Source organism: Rhodopirellula islandica (assembly GCF_001027925.1).
Lineage (GTDB): Bacteria > Planctomycetota > Planctomycetia > Pirellulales > Pirellulaceae > Rhodopirellula > Rhodopirellula islandica.
On sequence record NZ_LECT01000054.1, the window covers coordinates 287,476 to 307,808 of the forward strand.

12 protein-coding genes are annotated in these 20,333 nt (G+C 57.8%); 1 reads left to right on the plus strand and 11 read right to left on the minus strand.

What is annotated here, in order from left to right; all coding sequences use genetic code 11:
• Positions 1-56: 56 nt before the first annotated feature.
• The 10 genes from RISK_RS27000 to RISK_RS27045 all read right to left on the minus strand — a co-directional run bounded on the left by RISK_RS27000 (position 57) and on the right by RISK_RS27045 (position 15,964).
• Entirely contained in the window at positions 57-3,002 is a 2,946-nt protein-coding gene (locus RISK_RS27000) for a TlpA family protein disulfide reductase (protein ID WP_047817418.1), read from the minus strand.
• The gene (locus RISK_RS27005; RefSeq protein WP_390173969.1) at positions 2,999-4,066 is read right to left on the minus strand and encodes a prenyltransferase/squalene oxidase repeat-containing protein; all 1,068 of its coding nucleotides are present in this window, start codon (positions 4,064-4,066) and stop codon (positions 2,999-3,001) included. Before RISK_RS27005 ends, RISK_RS27000 begins: the two co-directional genes overlap by 4 nt.
• Positions 4,067-4,071: 5 nt before the next feature.
• Positions 4,072-4,872 carry a hypothetical protein gene (locus tag RISK_RS27010; protein ID WP_047817420.1) on the minus strand — a complete coding sequence of 267 codons (801 nt, stop codon included), beginning with the start codon at positions 4,870-4,872 and terminating at the stop codon, positions 4,072-4,074.
• On the minus strand, positions 4,869-5,636 hold the full coding sequence (locus tag RISK_RS27015; RefSeq protein ID WP_047817421.1) for a hypothetical protein: 768 nt from the start codon (positions 5,634-5,636) through the stop codon (positions 4,869-4,871). The genes RISK_RS27010 and RISK_RS27015 overlap by 4 nt, the downstream gene beginning before the upstream one ends.
• Positions 5,636-8,920, minus strand: coding sequence for a hypothetical protein (locus RISK_RS27020; protein ID WP_047817422.1), 3,285 nt, complete (start codon positions 8,918-8,920; stop codon positions 5,636-5,638). Before RISK_RS27020 ends, RISK_RS27015 begins: the two co-directional genes overlap by 1 nt.
• A complete protein-coding gene (locus tag RISK_RS27025; RefSeq protein ID WP_047817423.1) occupies positions 8,917-11,181 on the minus strand; it encodes a membrane protein in 2,265 nt (754 codons plus the stop codon). The genes RISK_RS27020 and RISK_RS27025 overlap by 4 nt, the downstream gene beginning before the upstream one ends.
• The gene (locus tag RISK_RS27030; RefSeq protein WP_047817424.1) at positions 11,178-13,238 is read right to left on the minus strand and encodes a BatA domain-containing protein; all 2,061 of its coding nucleotides are present in this window, start codon (positions 13,236-13,238) and stop codon (positions 11,178-11,180) included. Before RISK_RS27030 ends, RISK_RS27025 begins: the two co-directional genes overlap by 4 nt.
• On the minus strand, positions 13,235-14,047 hold the full coding sequence (locus RISK_RS27035) for a DUF58 domain-containing protein (RefSeq protein ID WP_236696754.1): 813 nt from the start codon (positions 14,045-14,047) through the stop codon (positions 13,235-13,237). Before RISK_RS27035 ends, RISK_RS27030 begins: the two co-directional genes overlap by 4 nt.
• 395 nt (positions 14,048-14,442) lie before the next feature.
• Positions 14,443-14,811: an endonuclease domain-containing protein gene (locus tag RISK_RS27040; protein WP_047817426.1), complete on the minus strand. Its 369-nt coding sequence runs from the start codon at positions 14,809-14,811 to the stop codon at positions 14,443-14,445.
• Positions 14,812-14,926: 115 nt separating this feature from the next.
• Positions 14,927-15,964, minus strand: a complete 1,038-nt coding sequence (locus RISK_RS27045; RefSeq protein ID WP_047817427.1) for an AAA family ATPase — start codon at positions 15,962-15,964, stop codon at positions 14,927-14,929.
• A gap of 174 nt (positions 15,965-16,138) precedes the next feature.
• Here RISK_RS27045 and RISK_RS27050 point away from each other — a divergent pair, with 174 nt between their 5' ends.
• Positions 16,139-17,905, plus strand: coding sequence for a DUF1559 domain-containing protein (locus RISK_RS27050; protein ID WP_083435201.1), 1,767 nt, complete (start codon positions 16,139-16,141; stop codon positions 17,903-17,905).
• A 235-nt stretch (positions 17,906-18,140) separates the two neighbouring features.
• Here RISK_RS27050 and RISK_RS27055 read toward each other — a convergent pair whose 3' ends face one another.
• Positions 18,141-19,781, minus strand: coding sequence for an L-serine ammonia-lyase, iron-sulfur-dependent, subunit alpha (locus tag RISK_RS27055; protein ID WP_047817466.1), 1,641 nt, complete (start codon positions 19,779-19,781; stop codon positions 18,141-18,143).
• Between the last annotated feature and the right edge of the window lie 552 nt (positions 19,782-20,333).

Genomic DNA, 20,333 nt, shown 5'->3' on the forward strand with positions numbered 1-20,333 from the left:
AAGAACAGTCCTCCACCGAGCGAGAATCTCACGCCTGTCGAAAAGTTTTTTTAGATTCAGTTCTGTTTTGCTGGTTTACCCAGCGTTTCGCGAATGGCGTCGGCCAATTGTTCGCCCAGCTTCGATCCGCCGCCGACGAAGACTCGCGTCACGGTGCCTTCTGCGTCGATCACGACCGTCTGAGGAATCGCGTTGGCTTGGTAGCGTCCTGCAGCGACACCGTCGATGTCCAGCACGACTTCGGGGCTGACGCCGATTCGGTCCAGCGTGTTGCGGATATCTTCCGCACTTTCTTGCAAGTTGACCGCGACCAAACGGACTTGTTCGGGATCAAATTCGGCAACGGCTTCCTCGATCACCGGCATGGCTTGCATGCATGGACCGCACCAGGTCGCCCAAAAATCCAGAACCAGTGTTCGGCCGGTTTGATCGGCGATGCGGAACGGTTCGCCGTCGAGTGTTTTGAGTTTGAAGTCCGGAGCAGGGTGCCCTACCAGAGGCGATCGCGTGCCGGCCATCGAATCGTCGCCGCCACCCGAGTCGCCAATGATCGGTTCGGGGGCATTCACGAGCTGCCAAATCGCGTGCGGGTCATCCGCCAACTCAAAGTCATTTCGCACGCCGAGATAAAGTTCCTCGCAATTGGCAAGCGGCAAGCGAATCGGACCGAGGAAAAAGTTCTCACCGATCAGGGTTTGATTGATAACGCTTTCGGGCACCAACGACAAACGATTGCCATCGAGCATCTTGCCTTGCACCGTCAGTGCATCCGAATCGACGTCCGTTTCGTCGGCTGCAATCTTTTGGGAGGCATCCTCGTCGGTTGGTTCTTGGTCCTTCTCGGTGTCGATTGGTGGCTTCAACCAAATGATTTGCGAGATGACATTGCGCGGAATGGTGATCGTTTCCAAACGGGATTCGACTTCGGCGGCGAATTCCGTCAGGCTTACCAATCGGCAACGCATCATGTCGCCATTGTTGGCGATCAAGAGATGGGTTGGCGGGCTGTTCTTTCGATTGCGTGGAACGGTGAGCAATCGCTCGCGTTCCTGTTCATCGATGACCGGTTCGGATCCGGTCGAGTTCAGATGGATCGCACGGATTTGTTCACGAGGCAGCTTGGTTTTTTGTGTCATTCCGGATTCGAAGGTGACGTCCTGCTCATCGATTGAAATCACTTTGCCAGGAATGACTTCGCCGGTCTTCAGATAAATCGGCCTGCCGGCGATCGCTTTGAGATTGGCTTGAGGGTCAAAGACTTTGCTGAAAACATTCCAAACCCCAGGCTTTGCGGCTGGCCGGATGGCCGGGGCCGGTCGATTTTGAGCCCGAACCACTGCGTTCTGTTTTTTGAGCGTTTGGCGAATTTTTTGAAGCCTCTCGATGCGAAGTTCCGTCGCGGACTTGGTGGTTTCCACTTTCGGACGCAGAACCAATTTTCCTTGGAGGTTGGGACGCATGACAGACGCGGTGGTGCCTGACGGTTCGAACCGAAGAGCTGTCGGTTGGGTGTCCGGTTCCGCGTCGAGCAATCGCCCGTGAAGCCGCGTGCCTTCGAGTTCCAAACGCATTTGCCCGTGCTGGGGCGGGACGCTTGGTTTCGATGCTTGGAAGTCGATCGTGTCGATGCTGGAGATCGGGATCTCGACTTCGCCCTGCGTTGCTTCGGCAACCACACGCAGGGACTGCTCATCGATTTGTTGCAGGCTGCCGCTCAGACGCATTCCATCAAAGGTGCGGATTTGCAATTGATCGAGGCTGGGAAGTTCAGGTTCCGAATCCTTTTCGGGGGCGTTCTGAACGAGATCCATGACCATGATTTGATCGGCATGGATGGAGCGTTCTTCTTCGCCTGCTTGGAACTGCCACAAGTTGTCTTCGATGCCTTTCCAGTGTCCTTGAAAGGCCTCACCGTTGGTCAGGTGGACCGACGTTTCGATACCGGCTTCGTCGGAGTTCTCAGACGCTTCAGCGGTGTCATTGGATTTCGGAGTCAGGTCGGTGGCATGCAGAACTTGCAAGGAACGGATGCGAAGGGTTCCGTCGATGTTGCGAAAGTAGATTCCGGTCTGAGCGACACGTGGCTTTTTGATTGGCAGCGTGTACTGCGTCAGCGTCTCACCACGCAGGGACTCGATCGTCACATGACGGTTGGCTTGGTCGATCTTCAACGTCACCTGCAACCGGTTGCCAAGTTCTTTGAGCTTGGCGATCGATTCCACCCCTGCGAGCGAGCCGTCCTCCCAAACGGCGACGATGTCGTCGTCCCAAACTTCGATATGGAATGCATCGGCCCAAGTGTTTTCAGGCGATTCCGGATCAACGCCGACGGCGATCACAAAGTTGGGTTTTCCTTCCCAGGCGATGTCCAGCTCAACGCGAGCCAATCGCGGAAGCTTGAGGTCACGAAAAATGGTGGCCATCGAGGTGCTGGTTTCCAGCGTGCCTTTGGAATCCACCCAGCTTTCGAGTTGACCGTTTGATTCCCAGTCATCGCGTGAACCGGGACCTTGGAAGACCATTGCGCGGCTGTCATCCCAGCGAAAGATTTGCCGGACCATGGCGAGTGGTAACTCGGACGTTTCTCCACCGGTGAGAGAAACCATCAACGGATCGCCTACCTCGACAACGTTGCCGAACAGACGGTCACCATTGAGCAGTTCGAATGCGAATTGCCCTGGAGTGGCTTTGATTTCCGATGGAGGCGGGAAGGTGGTGGAGGCCAACGACGCAAACGGAAATGAAAACGGAGTTGCGAAACCGGCGTGTTGCCAGTTCACCAGGGGAGACGCTTCCTCGGCATTCATTTCGGAGGCCGAGAATTGTCCTTGAACATAGTCGCCGTTGTTCAGGCGGAGGATTCCTGACAATTCATCGGCGAGCAATTCAGCGGTGAACAACGGTGCGGTCAGGGAGACAAGGATCCATCCCAGCAGGGGCATGGACGCAGTCACCGCGGTGGTGGGTCGTTTCATGCGATCGTGATTCTCAATTGTTTTCATCGTTCGTAGATCGGCAGGAAACGGAAGTTGAGCGCCATCGCCAAGAGCGACAAAGAGGTTTCAACGGTGGGGCCAAAGTTGCCTGAAAAGCTGCCGTCGTCGTTTTGGCTAGCTTTCAGTTGACGGATCAAATCCTTGTTCCATTTTTCCCAAGCTTCGACATCGCCCTGAAACAACGCCTGGGCTTGGTAGTAGTTGCCATAGCTCTTGTAAGAGCCACCGGAGGTGTCCATTTGATTGGTCAGGGCGGTGAGGGTTGCTTTGAATTCCGGCATATCTTTTCGACGTGAGACGGCATAGACCAAACACCCAATCGAAATTCGCGGTGTCGAATTGTCAAACCCACCCAGTCCCGCGTAAGCGACTTGTCCTGCCGGGCTGGTCATGGATTTGAAGTAGGCCACGCCTCGATCGATTGCTTCGTCAGGAACTTTGACGCCAGCGTTTCGAGCCGCCAACAATCCGACCATGACAGCACCACTGACGGAGGTGTCGGCGTCCTTGGCATCCGCTCCATATCGCCAGCCACCGTAGGAGTTCTTCTTTTGGGAGGTCACTGCGCCGCGGACAGCGAGTTCCAGGGCCTCGCCGAGCGAGCGGTCGATTTTCTTGCCGCCGGTGGTGAGCAGACGTTCGTTGACGACGCCATAGGCTTCGGCGAGGGCCAAGGTCGCGAAACCGTGGTTGTACATGCTGGCGTGCCCACCGGGCCCGCTGTTGCCACCCAGGATGCCGGAGTTGGGGTCTTGCGAGTTGACAATGCTGATCAACCCGCGGCGGATGTTCGTGCTGTAGATGCCGTAATTGGGGTCTTCCCCGGAGGCCAGGAATGTCATCACGGCCATCCCGGTCACGCCGGGGCCCGCGTAGGATCCTCCGGACCAATCGCCGGATTCGTTTTGTGACTTGGCGAGGTATTGCAGGCCTTTTTCATACATCTCACGCACGTCACGCGGGACCACATCGCCAAGCTGTGCGGTTGGGAATTGGGCTTTGGCGGATGTGGAAAAAAGCGTTCCGATCACCAGCGATGCGAGCAAAGCGACGACCGTTTGGGATCTCATTGTCTTCATTGGATCAGCCCCTGTTGCAAGAGCATCTGGCGAACGCCTTTGGCCCGTTCGGCTAGTTTTTCAACGATTTGGATTTGTTCTGGATCGAGAATGTGATCCGCTTCCTTCTCAGTGATTTCGCCGAGCCAAGTGATGAGGATGTAGTGCTGCAAAACGGCTTGGTTGTTACCGCTGGGGAGTTCTTGGATCTGTTGGATCCTTTTTTGAAACAGTTCGTGCAACTGCCGTTGTTGCTTTGCAGTCAGCGCCGCGCCGCGTCCCAACGTGGCCAGGAACACTTTGCTGCTCGCTTCCAACATCGCCCGGTATTGCTTGATTTCAATCTCTTCCAATTCGGTCGCTTGATCTTCGGTCATCACATAGCGAGTGACCTTTTGGATCAGTGATCCATTGCTGAAAATTCCTGTTGACAGTTCCTGCTGAAGCGGCGACGCCAATTGGTAGGCTTCGTTGATGTTTTGGTTGTCGTTCTTCTGTTCCATCAGGAGAAACTTTTCCCGAGCGTCGTTGACTCGGTCAAAGAAACGTTTGATGTCACCTTGCCCGGCCAATCGCAAGGCGTCTTTCTGCCTCTCTGTCAGTGGAGTGGATTGTTCGAGGCGGACGAATTGAAGTTCGATTTCTTTTTTCAAGTTGGAGCGACAACGTGCTTCATCTCGACCGTGCCGTTGAAAGATCCAACTGTCAAACTGGGCCAAGTCAATCTGGTTCTGAGCAACGCACCGAGTGGGAGCCATTCCGCCAAGTGACCCAAGCAGAATGGCAGCGAACAAACCGATCCATCCAAACGAATTCATGGCAGCCACTCCTTTTCCAAAAAACGCTCGGGGGATTGGCCGATCATGACTCCCATGCTGACCTGTTGAAAAGTGGCCCAGGCCGCTTGTTGATCGGTGTTGAGGACTTTCCGAAGCAAGTTGCTGGGGATGACCGGGACGAAGTTTGGGTTGTTGGCATAGTTGCCGATCCATTCCACATCGAGGTCTAGCCATTCGCTGAGAAAGACCGTTCGAAGTTTTCGTTGCTGGACGTCGGTGAGAACGACCTTGGAATCCAAGAGGGTGACGAGGTAGTCCGTGGCTGCCTCTCGTTCGATCCGCTCTCGTTGAGAGGATTCTTGCTTGTACTTCTGGAACTGTTTCTCGGTTAGAAGGAGCGGCAAGAAATCCAACGTGTCGTCGCGAATTCGGCGGATGGGATTTGCATTGAGCGTTTCTCCATTCAGTCCATGAAATCGAGGTAGCTGGGCGACTCGAGCATTGTTGAATAGAAGATCCCCCATCTCATCAAATGCTTCTTGAGCCGACTCGACGATGGCCTTCATCTGTTCGTCTGTTGGTTCGCAGACTCGGTGCACAAATGAAAGTTCCGCATTCACCAACGGCTTGAGAAACTCAGGCGGTTTGGGTTGTTTTGCCTCTGCCTTGACTTTCTGGGCGACCAATCGATTGAGGACGTTGAATTCTTGGATCGCCTCCTTCGTCAGTTCCTGTGATGAGACAGGACGAGGCATCCATGCCATCAGGCCGAGCAGCAGAAGACTCCAGCGGCGGATGGACATCAGGAGCCTCCCAGTCGGCTGAAGTATTGGTCCAGTCCGCGACGGAATTCTTCGGGCAGTTCCGCGCCAGTCTCACCGGTTGATTGCGTGACGTTTTTGTTCTCACGCACTTCCTTTTCGTTCTTGCTTTTGCCCAGCAAGGCCAGGGCGGAATCGGCACTGTTGCCGCCACCGGTGCCGCCTCCGGGTGAACCTCCGCCTCCTCCGCCACCCTTCGGGTTGATGCGTTTGGATCGCAGGATCAACTCAATCGCTTCGGTCTCGGCTGCGATGGCTTGCGAGCCCGTGTTGGGTTGCTTCAAGATCGAAGTGGCGTCGGTCATCACGGAGTCGACTTCGGATAGCATCTTGAGTTCTTTGGCGAAGTGCTTGGTCGCGTCCGGCAATTCGCGGATGCGTTCAATCACGTCCACGACGCGTTCGTTGATCTCCGTTTGCGTCTTGGCCAGCGTTTCGGCCGTGGCTTTGTGCTCCTTGGATTCAACCGCCGGTTTGGCTTGTTCGGTCACGCGAGTTTCGTCACGCAGGTTGACTTCGGATTCCAGGATTTGCATCACGTCGCGAACGATCGACGGGGGTAGGCTTTCCGGTGACTTGCCACCGGGGCAACTGCCATTGCAGGCGGGATCGACCAAGTTTTCAGCCCAACGATCCAGCGAGTCCGACCAGAACTCACACTGTGCGACGGACATGCCTTGTTGGTCCTCGATGGCCGCTGAAAGTTGTCGCAAGCCCCCGATCACGTCGCTGGATTTCATTTCATCCAACGTGACTTTGAATTGGGCGAAACGTCGTCGTTCGAAGTAGGCCTCCATGTCGTCCATGATGTAGGAGATCTGTTCGGTGCTTTCGTCCTCGGCGGTTTGAAGTTCCGTGAAGACCTCTTTGATTTTGTCGTCGATGCGCGGGGCACTTTGGCCGAACGCGGGTTCGAGGTGATTGGTCAGTTGCTTGGCGACCAAGTTCTGTTTGCGTGAGGCAGCCTTCAGTCGTTTGACCAACGTGCTGCCTTCTAGGTTTGCCAGGATGAGATTGAGTTCGTCGGCGATCTTGTCGAATTCGTCGAGCAGTTCTTTTTGCTCGGTGATCGCTTGCGCCATCTTCAGCGGCTCATCCTTCTTCGGTTTGTCATCCGAAGGTTGGCTCTTGCCCATCACGGTGGTCGTTGGCAAACGCAGCGCAGGGTTGCTGGGTTTTTTTGGTCCACCGGGGGAACCCTTGCCTTCGTCGGGTGAGTTGGCCGAGGATTCCATGTCGGCCAATTGCGGTGCCGCTCGCGGTTTGGGGCCAGGGTGCTTGGACGCTTGAGCACCGGGGCCGGGACCGCCCGCACGGTTTTGTCCCGCTTTGGGGCCGCCGGGACTTTGAGGGCCAGGTTTGGATGCAATCTTCGGTGCTTCTTGGGCCGCGTCATCCAGCAAATTCGCGACGCTGGGCATCCGGTTGTCGGAGAGGTCCTGAAGGACTTGCAACATCTCCGCCCAACTCTCCAGGTGGCCAACTCCGATTTCGGGATTCTTCGAGGCTGCCAAAACCAATTGGTCGCCCATCTGTCCGAGCCGTTCCAATCGACGACCGTTGGACCGTTCCGCGGCGGCTTGGCGTTCGATGTCGCGTTGGTGCTGATCCATTTCCACTTCGTCGGCGGACAACGCTCGAAGTTGCTTGTTCTTTTCGTGCAGTTGGCGTTCGCGGTCTCGAACGTCGAGAGCTTGCCGGTGCCATTTGCTCAATTGTTCGGTCATCCAGATCGCATGTTGGTCCGGGGTGAGGACGTACAACAAAAACGGCGGCGACAACACGCGAGCACGCTCGGGCAAGTAATCCTCCGCCCAAACTTGCAGTTCGATTGGTTGAGCGGGAATCCCCAGCGACTTGGCCGAGAACGTTCCCATCGCTTCCAAACTGCTGGCCGATGGATCGCCTGCCGCGAGAGCCCGTTCGCCTTCGGCCGGTTCTTCGACCGCACCGACATCCATGCCTTTCCACTGGATGCCCACGCGGCGGATGCCGAAGTCGTCGTTGGCACGGACCTGGAAGGTCAATGTTTCAGAATCCAACACGACGGCTTGGCGTTCCAGGCCATCGCAGATCAGCGTGGGGGCTTCGTCGTCAATCGCTTCGATCGACAGCGTGAACGGTTCGCGTCCCGTCAGTCCCATCTGGTCACGCCATTGGAACTGCAGCGTTTCGGTCTCAGTGGCTTGCACGGAATCACTGGCCAATTGCGGTCCATCGACTGGCCGCGATTGTTCGTTGACCTTGCCATCGGCCAGTTCACGGTTGGCAATCGCGGTCACGATGGCTTGGCTTCCGCGAACGACGGTCAAGGAGCCGCCTCGCGTGTCGATTTGTTTGGGTTCGGGTTGGCCGAGGTATTCGGGCAGGTTCACGTCCGCGACAATCTTGGAAAGTTCGGGACGCAGCGTGGGTTTCAGCTTCACCGATTGCTTCACGTCGCCCACTGTCAGCGACATTGGATGTTCGCTGAGTTGAGGCGGCACGGCAAAGGCGTACTGCCCGTCGCGAAGGGTGGCTTGGATGGGCTTTTGTTGACCGATGTGCAGTTCGGCGGACTCGGGTTGCCAACGCGAATCCTCACTCAAGGCAACTGGCAGAACAACCGGTTCGCCGTGTGGGATGTAGACGTCGTTTGCCAACGCATCGATCCGGGTGAACGTGTAACGAGGCGTGGATCCCCAGGGGGCCAGCAACCGAGTCATCGCGTTGCCCGTTGCGGCGGGGTAGGTCACCGCCAAGGCTCCGATGGCCAGAACCGTTGCGGCGGCCAAACCGGCCCAGGCTTTGTACCAGGAGTTGGGGGCAGCGACACGGAAGTCTTTGCCCGCCGCGTCGTCGGCGACTTGCGTCATCGCCGCTTGGCAAAGCTGGGGCGAGCGGGCTTGTTCGGATGCGTTGTGAGTCAGCTCGATCACGCCCAACAATCGGTCCCCGATCGAGGGCATCTTTTGGCTCAGCAATTTGGCCAGCGGCTCGAGGGCCTGGTGTTTGTAGACCCATTTGTAAATGGCCCAAGGCACGATCGCCATCAAGGCGAATCCGCCGAGCCAGAGCAGGCCGCGGAGAACCGCCGGCGTGTCGGTGAAGCGGTCCATCCCGTAGACGAGCAGGAACGCCAGCCCGATTCCGGCGACCACGATCGCGACGGCCTCGGTCAGCTTGATCTGCCAAACGCGACGCCGGTACGCCAGCAATTGCTGCTTGAGCGAATCGGGAATGCGCAGATTTGTCTGCGCGGGTGAATGGTTGTCTGCAATCTTCATATCAATCCGACTCCCTTGCGACCGATCCAAAACAATGCCAACAGAGCGATGAATCCACCGACGATTGCCGGGTGACTCCAAAGTGCGATGCGACGAATCGAAGGCGGACGATCGGGCATGGCGGACAGCCACGCGATCACGTCTTCCACTCGATCGACGGTGAAGACTTGCCCATTGGTGACGCGAGCGATCTCTTGCATCACGTCCGGGCGAGCTGGTTTTCCAATTCGTTCCAAGGCGACTCCTTGAGCAAACACCGTGGTCTGCAATGAGTCACCGGTTTGTTTGCAAAACAAAGTCAACTTGTGTTCGCCGGGTTCTTCCGGTGTGAAGCGGCCGGCAAACGCACCCCAGGCTTCACCCGAGGATTGCAATTGAATCGTTTGTGAACGGCCCGACGGAGCCACGATTTGCAGCGTCACGTCACCACCGGAAAGCGGTTCGCCACTGGCTTCCATCACGTTTGCGTTGACGCTGACCGTTTGGCGGACCTGTGGTTGTTCGGGTGAGTAATACAGCCGCATCGTTTCGCCCTGAGCCATGTTCCGGCGATACGCCATCCAGCGAACGACTTGGCCCCAGAACCGATAGTGGTACAAGTCCTCGACGCCTTTTCGCCAACGCCAAGCACCGTCGGTTCCCATGAACAGAACTTTGCCCGCCCCATACGTTCGCGTTACCAGCAGCGGCAGACGGCCGAATCGGTTGCTGACCTCTTGGTGAACGAGCAGCGTTTCCGACCCCGGTTTCGCGGCCAGCACTGGGGCGTACCACTGGAAGCCAGGCAGGTTGCCCCAGACTTCTAAGTTGTCGTCGGCGGTGTCAGCGAGTTTGGTCAGCAAACTGCGACGACCCAGTTGTGTGAGTTCGAAGTGCTGCGCGGTGCGTGATCCCCAGCCGCCCGGTTGGCCTTCATCGAGCGTGACTGGCAACAGATCTTTCAGGGGTGTTTCCTGCAAGCTGAACTGGCGGCCTTCCCAACCGGGAATGAAGACGAGACCGCTGGCTTGTTGTTCGACCAAGCCATGCAGCCACTCGCATTGTTCGAACGTCAGTTGATCGTCGTCCAAGCCCACGTCGCCGAGGAACACGACGTCGTACTTCGATAGCTCTTCTTTGGTGTCCGGGAAGGTCGCGATGTAATCGGCGTTGCCTCCGCCGCGAGCGTCGAGGCCCGGGTGAAAGAGCAAGCACGAAACCTCGACACCGGGGTCTCGCGACAAAGCGTTTCGTAGATAGCGGTATTCCCAGCGAGGCACCGATTCAATCACCAGCACTCGAAGTTTCTCTTCTCGAATCGAGATCGGGGCGGCGATCTCGTTGTTGTCATCGAGCAGTTCGTTGGGATGTTTGCTGATCGTCAGCGTCAGCGTTTCATCGCCGAGGTCTTCTGGTTCCCAGTCGACTGAATCGTTGGTGCGGCCCATCGCGGCGATGCGAATGTCCTTGGTGATCGCCTCACCTTTCGAGGTGGTCATGGTGACCGTCGCGGCGTGGTCTCGCGGCAGCGAACTTTCGATCGAAAATGGGATGCGAACTTTCTTGCCGCCGATTGCAAACGTTGGCACATCGAAGCTGAGCAGTTCGACATCGGGCAAACGTTCTTCGCTGCCAACGGGAACGGTGAACACGGGAATGCCCATCGATCGCAGACGTCCCGCGGCACGCACGGGCGCGTCGCCTTGGTTCCAGTCGCCATCGGATGCCAACACGACACCAAGCAAATGCTGGTGCTTGCGGACGACGTCCAGCAATGGACTGGAAAGGTCGGTGCCTTTCTCTTCCGCGAACTCAGCGGGCTCACCAGGGGTGACTCCGGCGGGGTTGGAGATTGGATTGATGCGGTTGGGATTGTTGGGGTCTGGTTTGGTTTCGGCGAAAGGTTCGATGACCACTTCGGCGCGTGACTCGAGCGACTTCCAAGCATCCATTTGCGTTAGCGATGCGATGGCTTCTTCGCGGGTTTGAGGTTCGGACTGCACCACGTCCCGTGTTTGCATGCTGCCGGAATCGTCGTACAGCACCGCGACGACGGGTTTGTCATCAGGGACGTACTGTTCGACCCATTCGGGACCGCCCAGCAAGATCGCGGCGATCACAACCACGATCAAACGCAACGCTTCCAGCAGCACGGTCGCTTTGCGGAAATGGTTCCGCCAGCATGCCAGGAATCCAACCACGAGCGTCAACACAATTGCCACCACCGCGATCGCGATGGTCCACGGCGTCCAAGCAAACGAGAGCGAATGGGTTTCGATCATGCCGTGGCACCTCCGACGGATGGGGAGGCCGCTTGGGCGGATTGCCGCGGCAAACACAAGATGGCTTCACCGATCATGGCGATCAGCATCAGAATCAGAAACGCTCGCCAGACTTCGTCGACCAAGGAATTGGATTCGCCCGCGGTTTGGTTGACGCGTTCCAACACCAAGCCTTGAAAGAGGTCATCGATCTGAGATTCTTTCAGCGTGTCGGTGGCGTCTTCGCCTGCCGAGCGATTGATGGCGTTGAAGCGATCGCCGTCGGCGTAGACCCCTGCGGTGAAAGCATGTTCGGTGGACAGTGAATTGTCAGGACCTTGCAGTCGTTTCCAGTTCGCCGCCAGTTCTGCATCAACGGTTCCGGCGTCCAGGCGACCGGTGTTGGCGAGCGAAGCGGCACCGTCGACCAAGGCTCGCTGGATCATCACGTACAACACCACACCGTCGGACGAAAGAGTCGAATCCTTGCCGGCCGGTGTTGTGCCGCAGAAGTAAACGCCGCCGCGTGGCGTGGGGACTCGGACCAAGACTGGTTCGTCGTTGGACAGCTTGGCCAGCGGGGTGGTTTCGCCAGAGAGTGCTGCGAGGCGATGCACCTTCAGCTTTCCAACTGGCAGGGAGGCTCCCGCCAATGTCTTGCCGAGCAAATCCGCTTCGCCTCGCCAAGTCGCGATGGACACGTCGTCTTTCAGGTCCGTCCAGGGAGCATATGAGACGCCGAACAATTCTGCCTTGGGATCCGGGTTGGCGGGAGGGAAGAAGATCACTCGGCCGCCGCGGTCCAAGAATGATTCCAAGCGTTTGCGAAGCTCGGCATTGGGAGCACCGGTGGGCAGCGGGGCTTGCCAAAGCAAGAGTGCGGTTTCGTCCCAGGCGATCGATGGAACTTCGGCGGGCAGGAGGACCTCGGCGGATGCGTCAATGTTTGGGTCGGGCGTGATCTCGGCGGCCAATCGCAGCACGTTGGCAACGTCTTCATTTGAAGACACCACCACTGTTTTTCGAGGCGGTGGCTGGTCGAAGACAAAGTAGTACGTGTTGTCAGCGTTGTTGCCGTCGGCGGGCAAAGACACGTGCCCGAGTCCGCGTTCTTGCTCGCGGTCCAAGGGGACTCGCAAGTCCGTGAATTCACCTGAACCAGAATCAAGTGGCAGCTCGACAATCGATTCGGCTCCATCGAGATCCATCCGGATGGATGTGTTCGCCGGTGTGTTCGATGTGTCGCTGTCTTCAGAATCGCTTTGAAGTTTTCCTGACAGCGTCAGCACTCGCTCATCGCCTTCGGTTCGCAGAGCGATGTCGTCGATGCGGATTGATCGGTTGGGCTGGTCCGTTCCGGCGACGGTCAGCAATCGGAAACGAACTCGGCGTCCGAATTGGGCCAGTGCATCGCGAAGCGTGGGCCAACGCCCGTCTCGTGATTGCCAATCATGCTCACGAGCGTCGGAGCAAATCCACACGTCGGTTTGCCCCATCGAGTTGGCTTGGATGGTGTCCAGTGCCGCCAACATCATCGCCGGGATGTCCGCCGATGCATCGGATGGTCCGGTCTGAGGGAGGTCCAGCAGTTCCTCGGGCGACGCCAGTTCTCGAGCCGGAGAGGAGTCCGATGCCGCGACGGTGTTGCTGTCGATCAGCAGGACTCGGCCTGCACCGAGTGTTTGCAGCGTTTCCGCAATTTGAGCGACGCCGGCTTCGAGTTTGGTTCGCGAGTCGCCCGCTGCATTGGCGTTCATGGAAGGCGAACGATCCAGCAACACGATCGTGTTCGCGGACGAACCTCCTGAGAGCGAGCTGACCAATCCACCACCCAGTGAACCGCTGGCGAGTGGTCGGCCGATGGCGATGATCAAGGCCAGCAACACCAGCGTTCGCAACGCCAGGATGGCCCATTGTCGAATGCGAGCGTAGCCACGATTCATCCGGTTTGCGGCCAGCAGAAACATCATCGCGGCCCACTGCGTCGTTTGATAACGACGCTGGTTGATCAAATGAATGATGATCGGTAGCAGGGCGATCGGCAGGGCAAACAGCATCCAGGGTTGAAGAAAGCTCATCGTCCCCCCTTTGCCATGGCGCGACGCGTCAGGAAGTTGGTCAGCACTTCCGGATAGGGTTGATCGATGCTGACCCGGTGGTAGTCAACTCCGGAGGACACCACGATTCGTTGCAGTTGATCGAGGTAGTCTTGCAAGGCGTCGTGATACCGATCTGCGATCTCACTGGGTTCGGCGAAAATGGCTGTGCCACCTTCCATGTCGAGGAAGCGTGTCGGCCGCGAAAATTCGAAGTTCAGTTCCATCGGATCGAGCAGATGGAAGAGTGATAGATCGTGTTTGCGAAATCGCAAGTGTTCGAAGCAACTTCGCAGTTGATTGGGATCGACAAAGAAGTCCGAAATCACGATCACCATCGCGGCTTGGCGGGTTGTTTCGGCCAGTTCGTGCAAGACGTCGGCGAGATGGGTTTCGCCTTGGCCGCGAGTTTCTTCGAGGGCATCGAAAATGGTTTTGAGGTGAGCCGGGTTGCGGCGTGGAGGCAGGTGACCGGTGATGCCATTGGAAACACATGACAGCCCCACGGCGTCGCCCTGTTGCACCGCCAAGTATCCAATCGCGGCGGCGATGCGACGGGCGTACTGCAGTTTGTTGAGTTCGCCGGAGCCGTATTCCATCGAACCGCTGGTGTCCAAAACCAATTGCAAACGCAGGTTCGTGTCGGCTTCGAATTCTTTGACGTAGTAGCGATCGCTGCGACCGTGTGCTCGCCAGTCCAATCGTCTCAGGTCATCGCCGGGAACGTACTTCCGGTACTCAGCAAACTCCACACTCGCGCCCCGCATGGGACTGGTGTGCCGACCGGACACGTTCCCCCGCATCGGTCGTCGCGCAAACAGAGGCAACCCCGACAAGCCTGCCAAGACCTTCGGTTCCAAAAATTCGCGAGGGGTGTGTTGTTCTGACAAAGTGCTGAGTTGTGAGTTGTGAGTTGTGAGTTGTGAGTTGTGAGTTGTGAGTTGTGAGTTGTGAGTTGTGAGTTGTGAGTTGTGAGTTGTGAGTTGCGAGTTGCGAGTTGCGAGTTGCGAGTTGCGAGTTGCGAGTTGCGAGTTGCGAGTTGCGAGTTGCGAGTTGCGAGCTAGGAGCTAGGAGCTAGGAGCTAGGAGCTAGGAGCTAGGAACCCCAAGGAGCAAAGCGACGCGTCGTCCCCTCTCCCCCGGTTTCCGGGGGAGAGGGCAAGGGTGAGGGGGCATTCCAAACACCATCATTCACGCCCCCTCCATTCCTCACCCATCGCCCGCAAAATCGCGACACCAACGGCTTCGGTGTTTTCCAAGACATCCGCATTGCAAAACCGGATCACGGTCCAACCTTCGCGATTCAAGTGGGCGGTTCGGCTCATGTCTTGTTTGGCTTGCTGTTCGTGGTGGTCGCCATCGAGTTCCACGATCAATCGTTTCTCGGCGCAGGCGAAGTCGGCGATGAAGGGTGGGATTGGACACTGGCGTCGGAATTTGTGTCCGTTGAGTCGACGGTTGCGAAGCAGAGTCCAGACGAGTGATTCGGGTTTGGTTTGGTTCGTGCGGAGCTTGCGAGCGTGGTGGGTGAGTTGAGGTGGTTGGCGGATTGGCATGGCTGGTTCTTGTTGGTGGATTCCCCCTCACCCTTGCCCTCTCCCCCGGAAACCGGGGGAGAGGGGACGACGCGTCGCTGACGCTCCTTTGCTAACAGCTAGTAGCTAGTAGCTCTCATTCCTCTTCGAGTAATCTTGTCACGATGTCTCGGGCGGACATGCCTTCGGCTTGGGCGGCGAAGGTGGTGATCAGCCGGTGCGTCAGGACGGGCAGAGCCACGGCGCGGACGTCTTCTGTGCGGACCATGTAGGAACCTTCCAAGGCAGCGCGAGACTTGGCACCCAAGATCAAATCTTGAACCGCTCGCGGGCCGGCTCCCCAGGACACCAAGGGCAGCAACCACGACGGCGCGGTGCCGCCAGCCGGTCGAGTCTTGCGGACCAATTGGGCGGCTTCCGTGTAGATGTGATCGGGCACCGGGATCCGGCGGACGAGGTCTTGATTGGCGATGATGTTTTCAGCCGTCATCAAGTGCTGGAGTTCAGGCAGGCGTCCGCCGGTGGTCGTGCGAGCGATCGCGATCTCTTCTTCTTCGGATGGGTAGTCCAGTTCAATCAAGGCCATGAAGCGATCCAGTTGTGCTTCTGGCAACGGGTACGTGCCTTCTTGTTCGACAGGGTTTTGTGTCGCGAGCACCATGAACGGTGGGGGCAAGTCAAAGCCTTTGCCGACGACGGTGATGCGTTGCTCTTGCATCGCTTCCAGCATCGCGGCTTGTGTCTTGGGTGGAGCCCGGTTGATTTCATCGGCCAACACAATGTTGGCGAACACGGGCCCATGAGCGAATTGGAACTCGCGACGCCCATCAGCGTTGTCTTGCAAGATGTCGGTGCCGGTGATGTCCATCGGCATCAAGTCCGGTGTGAACTGGATGCGACTGAACTGCAGCGACATCGTTTCGGCGAGCTTGCTGACCAGCAATGTTTTGGCGAGTCCCGGGACACCCATCAGCAAAGCGTGCCGCCGCGCAAACAGACACACCAACAACAAATCGACCGTTTCCCGTTGGCCGACAATCACCCGAGCCAGCTCGTCTCGGAGTTGCTGGGTCAAACGTCCGAGGCGGTCGACGGCTTGGACATCGTCATCGCTCAGCGATGGTTCCGTCACCGAGGAAACGGATGAACTATTGGAGACCGCCGATTGCGACATCTGGAATATCCCGTCGTGAACATGGTTGTAGCGAGCAGGTTACTATAACGCCCATCTGTTGGACGAAGCAAAGTTTGAATGGGGAGTGGCCGTTGTTTTTTCCAAGACGAAAGAACAAATGCCGCCGTGCACCATTGAGTCTGGAACAAAACTTTTTTTGCCTTGAGGGGAGTGATGATGCAGGACACTGTTTGCAAAGGCCGCGGAAAACAGCGGCAAAATGGATTTGACTGGCACTCGAAGTGGCTGGGGATGATCCTGGTGCTCGCCGCGACGGCGGTGCCGGGCGGTTCCTCGAAAACTCATGCACAAGACGCTCTTCGCGCGGTGGTGCAGACGGACTTGTTGGCGGATCCATCGCCCGTCGAGAAGGTCGGTGGGCGATATGTCCCCGATGATGCGATTGGGCTGTTGATGATTTCATCCGAATCCTTGTGGAACAATGAGATGTTCCAACTGTTTCCAACGGAAGTCTTTCGGGTGCAGGCGATGGAGACGGTGGGCTTTGATCCGATGGAGGTCCGTGAGATCCGCGCCTCATTCGCTTTGTCTCCGACAACCGGCCAGCCCGAGTTTGGTGGCGTCGTGACGGTGGATGGATCGGTTGATGAGGCGGTGCTGCTGGAGGCCCTGGATGTGAACGCCCAGTCCATGCAGTTGGGTGGTCGCACGGTGTATCAGGTGCAACCTTCGCCACCGGTGGTTCTATGTCAGTTGGAAAAGAACGCTGCCGATTCAGAAGTTTGGTACATCGGGACCTTGGAATACATGGACCGGGTGGTGGCGGCGAAGGCGGAAGTGATCGAAGCCGAGCGAGGTCCCTTGCCCAATCGAGTCGCGAATTTGCCGGCTCGCGATGGAGTGTCGCTGGTCGTTGAGATGCAATCGATCCGGCCGATGGTGAGTGGGTTGGCGATGAATGCGGCGGGAAGTTTGCCGCCGCGGTTGCAGCCGCTGGGGCAGATCCCCGGTTTGACCGATGCGGTGCTCTTGCATCTCGGTCTGATCGACGAGGCGACCTCAATGGAGTTGACCGTGGTTGCGATCGACGATTCCGCAGCGGAGCAGATCGAGTCCATTGTTCAAGACTCGTTGATCGAGGCGGAAGCGATGGCCGACGCTGCGATTCAGAGAGAACTCAACGCGTCGGAGATGTCCCCGGCAATGCGGCAGGCAACGGAAGCGTATGCCGAGCGAGTCTCAGCCTTGGTGAAGGAGGCGATTCAACCAAATCGTGTGGGCACCGATTTGAGCATCGCGATCGAGTCGAAGATGGGGATCGCATCCACCGGCGTGTTGGTGGGATTGTTGCTGCCGGCTGTGCAAGCCGCCCGGGAAGCGGCGCGTCGGATGCAGTCATCCAATAACATCAAGCAGATCATGTTGGCGATGCACAATCATCACGCCGCTTTCGGCGAACTGCCTTTCTCTGCCATTGTGGATGACGATGGGAATCCGTTGCTGAGTTGGCGAGTGGCTCTGTTGCCCTTCCAAGACGAGAATGAGCTGTACCAGCAATTCCGATTGGACGAACCTTGGGACAGCGAGCACAACCTTCCCTTGGCTCAGCAGATTCCTTCGGTCTATCAGCCGCCCGGCGCGATCGTCCCGCCGGGGCACACGATCTACCAAGCCGTCGTTGGCGACGCGATTGGTCTGAAACCGAGGCAGCGAACTGGGTTTCGGGAATTCTTGGACGGACTTTCGAATTCCGTTTTGGTTTTGGAAACGAATGCGGAGCAAGCCGTTGTCTGGACCAAGCCGGAAGACATTGCGATTGACCTGGACGATCCGCTGAAGGGACTGGGGCAGGCTTGGCAGGGAGGCTTTCATGTCGGCATGGGCGACGGCGCTGTGAAATTCATCACGGACCAGATCGACCCGGAGCTCTTTCGGAAACTGCTGACGCGAGCCGGGCACGAAGTGGTCGCTATTCCGTAGAGATTCGGAATGGGGCTGGGGGCTTCGAAGCGCGCCGTCAATTGCTGAACGCCCGGTCAATTGCTGTTGGTGCCGACAAGGTGACACGTCCCTTCCGCAGCCTGACGCTGATTGCTCGAGTGTTGCTGGCCTGTTTTTGAGCCAGGTTGGAAAAAAGGGGACGTGGAAAAAAGGGGACGGGGGTCTTTTAGGAAAAGACCCCCGTCCCCTTTTTGCGTGGGTTGGTGTGGCGACGTTAGGTTGCCGTCGGCACCTTGGCGTCCAACTGCACGGGTGCGGGGCCGCCGCTGCATCCACAGCCCGTGCCGCATTGTTGCAGTCGTTTTTCGATCTGCAGCGATGTCGGTGTGGTTGCCAAGCCGCCCAGTGCAGTGCAGCGGTGTTCGCGGGGCATGCGTTCGGAAACTCGGCGTGCCGCGTCGATGGTTTCGTCCAGTGGAATGACGGGATCGAATCCAGCCAAGCACATGTTGGCACATGAGATTGCGTTGCTGGCCGCGATCACGTTTTTGCCCAAGCAGGGGACCTCGACACGATTGGCAACGGGGTCGCAAATCAAACCCAACATGTTTTGCAGTGCCATCGATGCGGCGCCGGCGGCCTGTGTGGTGGTTCCGCCCGCCATCGTGACCAGTGCTGCCGCGGACATCGCTGCGGCCGAACCGCCTTCGGCTTGGCATCCGCCGACTTCGGCAGCGAAGCTCCAAGCGGTCGCGATGAACACGCCGATCAAACCGGCCGCCAGAAACGCTTTGGCGATTTCTTCGTCGGAGAGAGACAGGGACTCGCCCATCGCCAAGCAGGTTGCAGGCAGTGCCGCGCAGGCTCCCGCAGTGGGGGCGGCAATGATGACGCCCATTGAGCTTTTCACTTCCATCATCGCGGTGGTGTAAAGCACGATTTGGTTGAGTGCACCTGCATCAAGCAGTTGTCCCGACTGCAACTTGTCGCGAAAACCGCCGGACTGGTATCCGAGCACTCGGTCGGCGTACTCGGTGCCGTTCAGGCCGGACTCAATGCTGGTGCGAGCGATCTGGACGATCTCGATCATGCGGTCCAAGACTTCACGCTCGGTCAAACCGCCACGCTGCATTTCATATTCGACCGCCCATTTCCAAAGTGGCTTGGAATCCACATCGGCTTGCGATGTCAGTGTGTTGCAATCTTGGAACGGGAGTGTTGCGTTGGGGCGCGAGCGGATGGGAAGCACTGGTGCCAGGTGCACCATCGGCTCGATGATTTTCCAGGGCAGGGCGGTTTGCAACGCGGTCGAGTCGAGTGGCCTGCTCGATTGAATCTGCAGCATCACATTGTTGTCCAGCGTTCGCACGTGAACGCAATCGGCTGACAATGCTTGAGCGAGGGCGCCGCCGTCGAGCGACTGAATGGTTGTGCTGGAGGCGAGTTCATCGAGGCGAACGAGGGTCTCGTCAAAGCCACCGTCCATGGAGACCTCGAAGTCATCGATTGAGGTGACTTCAATCATTCCCCCGCCGGTTGAGATTGCGATCAAGGTGTGTGATTCTTGCTCGCCGCAAACCGTCAGGCGGTAAGTGTTCGGATGAGCGTCGCCGAAGTCGCCGTATTCGAATTCAAAGGCGATGCCATTGTCGATCAAGTGTTGGCGAGAGTTGGGCAGGCGTTCGTCGTGGGCTTCCCATCCGAGCAGCCCGCCGAACAGGCCCATGTCAGATCCTTGGCTGGTGTGGGTCGCTGGCAGCGATCCGGATTCGTCGAACTGGATCAGCACATGCTGGAGATCGCCTCCCACCAAGTCACGGGCCAGACGCCCAATGCGGAGTGCCGCGGCGCAGTGCGAACTGCTGGGGCCACGCATCACTGGGCCGATGACGTCATTGAAGATGCTGACGGTCATGGAATCGCTCAACTGCAGCAAGAAAAGGAGAAGGAGGAAGCGAAGACTCTGACTCAATTGATTAGCTGCGTCAAATTATCGGCGGTTCGACGGCGGCGGATGGATGCTTGTTTCCCCTAAGGGGTCGATTCGGGAGTCGTCGGCGTTGTGCGTTTGGTTGTGTGGCGAAACGTCGGGTTGTGTAGCGAAACTCGTCAAGGGTTTCGACTGGCTCAAAGAACTCTCCATGCCGCCGTGGCCAAGGACCATGGCGGCATGGAGAGTGGCGGCGTGAGGGGGGCCATGTCCGTCGGTGGCGCTGTCGCATACCGACGGCTACCATCTGCCATCCCTCCCGGGATGGAAACTCGCGCAACCATAGTGCGTCACAACCCCAGACATTTGGGCAGGTACGCAGGTGTCATCGGGGATGTGAGCCGTTTGGCGTTAGCCACGGTTCCCACGCAAAACCGGGGCGAGCGCTGGGCTGTCAAAAGGTTGGTATTGACACGGAAAATGCGACGTTGATTTTTGTTCTGTCCTACGCCCCAACGGGGCAGCTCTAAGATAGCC

What these genes read in the sequence shown, in the direction of transcription:
- RISK_RS27025 (WP_047817423.1), bottom strand. Translation starts at nt 11,181, where the DNA reads ATGATCGAAACCCATTCGCTCTCGTTTGCTTGGACGCCGTGGACCATC.
- RISK_RS27005 (WP_390173969.1), bottom strand. Translation starts at nt 4,066, where the DNA reads ATGAGATCCCAAACGGTCGTCGCTTTGCTCGCATCGCTGGTGATCGGA.
- RISK_RS27010 (WP_047817420.1), bottom strand. Translation starts at nt 4,872, where the DNA reads ATGAATTCGTTTGGATGGATCGGTTTGTTCGCTGCCATTCTGCTTGGG.
- RISK_RS27050 (WP_083435201.1), top strand. Translation starts at nt 16,139, where the DNA reads ATGATGCAGGACACTGTTTGCAAAGGCCGCGGAAAACAGCGGCAAAAT.
- RISK_RS27015 (WP_047817421.1), bottom strand. Translation starts at nt 5,636, where the DNA reads ATGTCCATCCGCCGCTGGAGTCTTCTGCTGCTCGGCCTGATGGCATGG.
- RISK_RS27020 (WP_047817422.1), bottom strand. Translation starts at nt 8,920, where the DNA reads ATGAAGATTGCAGACAACCATTCACCCGCGCAGACAAATCTGCGCATT.
- RISK_RS27000 (WP_047817418.1), bottom strand. Translation starts at nt 3,002, where the DNA reads ATGAAAACAATTGAGAATCACGATCGCATGAAACGACCCACCACCGCG.
- RISK_RS27055 (WP_047817466.1), bottom strand. Translation starts at nt 19,781, where the DNA reads ATGACCGTCAGCATCTTCAATGACGTCATCGGCCCAGTGATGCGTGGC.
- RISK_RS27040 (WP_047817426.1), bottom strand. Translation starts at nt 14,811, where the DNA reads ATGCCAATCCGCCAACCACCTCAACTCACCCACCACGCTCGCAAGCTC.
- RISK_RS27045 (WP_047817427.1), bottom strand. Translation starts at nt 15,964, where the DNA reads ATGTCGCAATCGGCGGTCTCCAATAGTTCATCCGTTTCCTCGGTGACG.
- RISK_RS27030 (WP_047817424.1), bottom strand. Translation starts at nt 13,238, where the DNA reads ATGAGCTTTCTTCAACCCTGGATGCTGTTTGCCCTGCCGATCGCCCTG.